Genomic DNA, 5,041 nt, shown 5'->3' with positions numbered 1-5,041 from the left:
TGTGTATAAGAGACAGCCCTTGACCTCGGCGGTCGCGAAGCGCTGGTAGCCCAACATCGCGATGGCACCAACGGTGGCGATCGCCAGCGCGGCCAGTGCGATCGCCAGCAACCGGCGGGGCAGGGCACTGCCCCGGGTATCCCCGTACCTGGCTGGCTTGGAATCGGTCATCGTGAGGTGGGTCCCATGGTCAACGGTGGAGGCGGGAGCGATTACCGCGCCCGCCGCAGGTGGTGTAACGATGGGAGCCGGAATCCATCTGGAACTATAGGCGTCCGGTCCGGGGTTTCGGCAGGAGGAACCTGGAGGGAACGGGGAATGTGCGCATGAGTGGGCTGCGATTGATGGCGGTGCACGCGCACCCCGACGACGAGTCCAGCAAGGGCGCGGCCACCCTGGCCCGCTACACCGCCGCGGGGCACCGGGTGATGGTGGTGACTCTGACCGGCGGCGAGCGCGGCGACATCCTCAACCCCGCGATGGACCTGCCCGATGTGCACGGCCGTATCGCCGAGGTCCGGCGCGACGAGATGGCCAAGGCCGCCGAGATCCTCGGGGTCGAACACCACTGGCTGGGATTCGTCGACTCGGGTCTGCCCAAGGGCGACCCGCTGCCGCCGCTGCCCGAGGACTGCTTTGCGCTGGTGCCGCTGGAGGTGTCCACCGAGGCCCTGGTGCGGGCGGTGCGCACGTTCCGTCCGCATGTGATGACCACCTATGACGAGAACGGCGGCTATCCGCACCCCGATCACATCCGATGCCATCAGGTGTCGGTGGCAGCGTTCGAGGCCGCCGGCGACCACCGCCGCTACCCACAGGCCGGTGAGCCCTGGAGCGTCTCCAAGCTCTACTACAACCACGGGTTCCTGCGGCAACGGATGCAGCTGTTGCAGGACGAGTTCGCCCGCAACGGCGAGGTCGGTCCGTTCGCCAAATGGCTCGAGCACTGGCAGCCCGACCACGACGTGTTCGCCGACCGGGTGACCACCCGCGTCGAATGTGCCGAGTTCTTCGGCCAGCGTGACGACGCGCTGCGTGCGCACGCCACGCAGATCGACCCGAACGGCGATTTTTTCGCCGCGCCGATCGAGTGGCAGCAGCGGCTTTGGCCGACCGAGGAGTTCGAGCTGGCTCGGTCCCGGGTGCCGGTTACGCTGCCGGAGGCGGACCTGTTCGCCGGGATCGAGGACAACGGATGAACCACGCTGTGCTGACCGTGCTGTGGATTGTGGCCGATGACGTGCCGCGCGACACCGGGCCGGACTTCGGCAAGGCCAGCCCGTTCGGGCTGTTGGTCATCGTGCTGTTGATGCTCGGCACGTTCGGGCTGGTGTGGTCGATGAATCGCCAGCTCAAGAAATTGCCGGACTCTTTCGACCCTGAGCACCCCGACGCCGATCAAGCCGCCGACGAGGGAACCGTCGGGTCGGCTTCGTCAGGCGACCATCCGGGCGACGACGGGACCGCATAGCCGCCGCAGGTGCTGCGGGCCCGCGCATGATGAACAGGATTAGCGTGGCGGGATGGCCAACCGTCTCGCAGCGTCCGCCAGCCCATATCTGCGTCAACACGCCGACAACCCGGTGCACTGGTGGGAGTGGACGCCTGAGGCGCTGGCCGAAGCCGCGCAACGCGACGTGCCGATCCTGCTGTCGGTCGGCTACGCGGCCTGCCACTGGTGTCACGTGATGGCGCACGGCTCGTTCGAGGACGCCGAAGTCGCCGCGGCGATGAACGCGGGCTTCGTGTGTATCAAGGTCGACCGGGAGGAGCGCCCGGACATCGACGCGATCTACATGACCGCCACCCAGGCGCTCACCGGGCGCGGCGGCTGGCCGATGACCTGCTTCCTGACCCCCGACGGCCGGCCGTTCTACTGCGGCACGTACTACCCCAAAGACGCTTTCCTGAACCTACTTTCGGCGATCAGCGCCACCTGGAACGAGCGCCGCGACGAAGTCGAGGAGGCCTCGGACAACATCGCCACCGAGCTGCGCTCGATGGCCGCCGGACTGCCGGGGGAGGGGCCGCCGGTCGATGCGATGCTCTGCGACGCCGCGGTGGCCGCGGTGCTGCGTGACGAGGACATCACGCACGGCGGGTTCGGTGGTGCGCCGAAGTTCCCGCCGTCGGTGCTGCTGGAAACCCTGCTGCGTCATCACGAGCGGACCGCGACCCGTCCGGCGCTCGATGCGGTGACGCGCGCTGGCTCGGCGATGGCCCGTGGCGGGATCTACGACCAGCTCGCCGGCGGATTCGCCCGCTACAGCGTCGACAACGCCTGGGTGGTACCGCATTTCGAGAAGATGCTCTACGACAACGCGTTGCTGCTGCGGGCCTACGCACACTGGGCCAGGCGCACCGGTGATCCGCTGGCCATGCGGGTGACCGCCCAAACGGCCCGATTCCTGCTGGAAGATCTTTCCGATCGGGGGATGTTCATCTCGTCGCTGGATGCCGACGCCGACGGCCAGGAGGGCTTGACCTATGTGTGGACGCCCGAGCAGCTGGCCGAGGTTCTCGGTGCCGACGACGGGGCATGGGCGGCAGACGTTTTCGGGGTGACTTCGGGTGGCACCTTTGAATCCGGCGGTTCAGCGAGGCTCGACGAAGGAGAGGGGAAGCTGGGACCGTCGAATGGGCACGGCACGTCGGTGCTGCAGCTACTGACCGATCCCGACGATCAGCAGCGGCTGGATCGGGTGCGCCAGCGGCTGCTGGACGCCCGGCGGTCCCGGCCCCAGCCCGGGCGCGACGACAAGGTGGTCACGGCCTGGAACGGGATGGCGATCACCGCGTTAGTCGAAGCAGCTGTGGCACTGGGCGATCCGCGCCTGAGCGCTGCGGCGCAACAGTGCGCCGGCAAGCTGCTCGACCTGCACCTGGTGGACGGTCGGCTGCGGCGGGCCAGCCTGGGCGGCCGGGTGGGAGACAGCGCCGCGATCCTGGAGGATTACGGCGCGCTGGCCACCGGCTTGCTCAGCCTGCATCAGCTCAGCGGCGAGCAGCGACTGCTCGATGCGGCCACCGGCCTGCTGGACACCGCGCTGGCCCACTTCGCGGATCCGGACTCACCGGGCCGATGGTTCGACAGTGCCGACGACGCCGAAGCCCTGATGCTGCGCCCCAGCGATCCGATGGACGGCGCCACCCCCTCGGGCGCGGCACTGATCACCGAGGCGCTGCTGACCGCGGCCCACCTGGCTGCCGCCGACCGCAGCGAGCGCTACCGTCAGGCGGCGACCGACGCGCTGGCCGCGCACGCCGCGCTGCTCGAGCGTGTGCCCCGCGCGGTCGGGCACTGGCTCGGCATCGCCGAGGCCTACATACGCGGTCCGTTGCAGGTCGCGGTGGCCTGCGAGGGCCCGGACTCCGCGCTGTTGGCGCAGGCGCGTCGGCTGGCCCCCGGCGGGACGATCGTGGTCGGCGGGGTGGCTGACTCATCGGAGCTGCTGGCCGGGCGAGACCGGGTCAACGGCGCCGACGCGGCGTATGTCTGCCGCGGGCCGGTGTGCGACCTGCCGGTGCGCACCGCTGCGGAGTTGGCCTCCGCACTTGGCGTAGCCCTTGAAGTGAACGCGAATCCGTCATCCGTGTAACGTGCGGCACATGACGAGCGCACCCGAGCGGGCACAGGCCATCACCGAGACCGTCCACCGCTACATCGAGCTGGTCGGTGGCGGCGACGCCGACGCGCTGGTCGCGCTCTACGCGTCCGACGCCACCCTGGAAGACCCGGTGGGTGGCGAGGTGCACATCGGCCACCAGGCCATTCGCAACTTCTACTCGGCCATCACCGGTCTGGACCGCAAGTCGGAGCTGGTGACGCTGCGGGTCGCCGGCAACGAGGCGGCGTTCCACTTCGCGCTGACCATCACCAACGGTGACCACCGGATGCGGATCGAGCCGATCGACGTGATGGTGTTCGACGGCGACGGCAAAATCGCCGGGATGAAGGCCTACTGGTCGGCGGAGAACATCACCCAGCTGTAGGCCTCCGCCGCTACGCGAGCACCGCGAACCAGATCGCGATGTACTGACAGATCGCGGCCACGGCGGTGCAGGCGTGGAAGAACTCGTGGTAGCCGAACGTCGCGGGCCACGGGTCCGGCCATTTCAGCGCGTACATGATCGCGCCGATGCTGTAGAGCGCGCCACCGACGGCCAGCAGCACCATTGCCGAGACGCCGGCGTTGTGCATGATCGTCGCGATGAAAAACGCTGATACCCAGCCCAACAGCAGGTAGAGCGGCACCCCGACCCACTTCGGTGCGGTCGGCCAGCACAGCTTGAGCACCACGCCGGCCAGCGCACCGCCCCACACGATCGCCATCACCAGCCGTTCCTGGGCGCCGTGGTCCATCGCCAGCAGTGCGAACGGGGTGTAGGTGCCGGCGATGAAAATGAAGATCATCGCGTGGTCGAGCCGCTTCATCCGAATACGGGCGGCGACCGACTTCCAGGTGATCCGGTGATAGGTCGCGCTGACCGCGAACATGCCGACCACCGAAATGGAGTAGGCCAGTGTCGCCAGGCCGGCCTCGAGCCCGGCCAGCGACCAGGCCACCGCGGTCAGGGTGGTTCCGGCGATGAGCGCCACAATGGCCGACACGAAGTGGATCCAGCCGCGCGCCCGCGGCTTGGTGTGCGGCGCGGCCGGCAGATCGTTCGGATTCGGCTCGGCGATGGTGTCGGTGTGGGTGCTCATGGGCCTTCCTGAACTCCACGCGGATCCCGGACTGATTCCCGTCATTGCTTTCAGATCACAGTAGTCTGGGTTTTTGTGGCAATCATCCCGGCGCGCTTGAAGGAGCCGCTGTACCGGATCTACGAACTGCGCCTCCGGCAGGGCCTGGCGGCGTCGCGGTCCAATCTGCCCCGCCACATCGCCGTCCTCTGCGACGGCAACCGGCGGTGGGCGCGCGATGCCGGCTACCGCGACGTCAGCTACGGCTACCGGATGGGCGCGGCCAAGATCGCCGAGATGCTGCGCTGGTGCGCCGACGCGGGCATCGAGATGGCCACCGTCTACCTGCTGTCC

General features: G+C 68.5%; 6 protein-coding genes. 5 read left to right on the top strand and 1 reads right to left on the bottom strand.

Annotation, left to right across the window (positions count from 1 at the left end):
* The first annotated feature begins 326 nt into the window (after window positions 1–326).
* Genes mca through LI94_RS20185 form a run of 4 tightly spaced genes read left to right on the top strand, consistent with a single transcriptional unit; the run spans window position 327 to window position 3,993 of the window.
* Entirely contained in the window at window positions 327–1,199 is an 873-nt protein-coding gene (mca, locus tag LI94_RS20200) for a mycothiol conjugate amidase Mca (RefSeq protein WP_024441087.1), read from the top strand.
* The gene (locus LI94_RS20195; protein ID WP_046302327.1) at window positions 1,196–1,471 is read left to right on the top strand and encodes a hypothetical protein; all 276 of its coding nucleotides are present in this window, start codon (window positions 1,196–1,198) and stop codon (window positions 1,469–1,471) included. Before mca ends, LI94_RS20195 begins: the two co-directional genes overlap by 4 nt.
* A 52-nt stretch (window positions 1,472–1,523) precedes the next feature.
* Complete coding sequence (locus LI94_RS20190) at window positions 1,524–3,599, top strand: thioredoxin domain-containing protein (RefSeq protein WP_046302326.1); 2,076 nt, start codon at window positions 1,524–1,526, stop codon at window positions 3,597–3,599.
* Window positions 3,600–3,609: 10 nt separating this feature from the next.
* Window positions 3,610–3,993, top strand: coding sequence for a nuclear transport factor 2 family protein (locus LI94_RS20185; RefSeq protein ID WP_024441090.1), 384 nt, complete (start codon window positions 3,610–3,612; stop codon window positions 3,991–3,993).
* A 10-nt stretch (window positions 3,994–4,003) separates the two neighbouring features.
* Here LI94_RS20185 and LI94_RS20180 read toward each other — a convergent pair whose 3' ends face one another.
* The gene (locus LI94_RS20180) at window positions 4,004–4,708 is read right to left on the bottom strand and encodes a hemolysin III family protein (RefSeq protein ID WP_024441091.1); all 705 of its coding nucleotides are present in this window, start codon (window positions 4,706–4,708) and stop codon (window positions 4,004–4,006) included.
* 75 nt (window positions 4,709–4,783) lie between these two features.
* On the opposite strand from LI94_RS20180, the gene LI94_RS20175 reads away from it, so the two are divergent.
* Window positions 4,784–5,041 (top strand): (2Z,6E)-farnesyl diphosphate synthase (locus tag LI94_RS20175; protein WP_046302325.1); only part of this gene is annotated, 258 nt, incomplete at its 3' end.

It is taken from the genome of Mycobacterium sp. UM_Kg27, assembly GCF_000972905.1.
Lineage (GTDB): Bacteria > Actinomycetota > Actinomycetes > Mycobacteriales > Mycobacteriaceae > Mycobacterium.
This window is presented reverse-complemented; position numbering and strand designations above follow the sequence as displayed.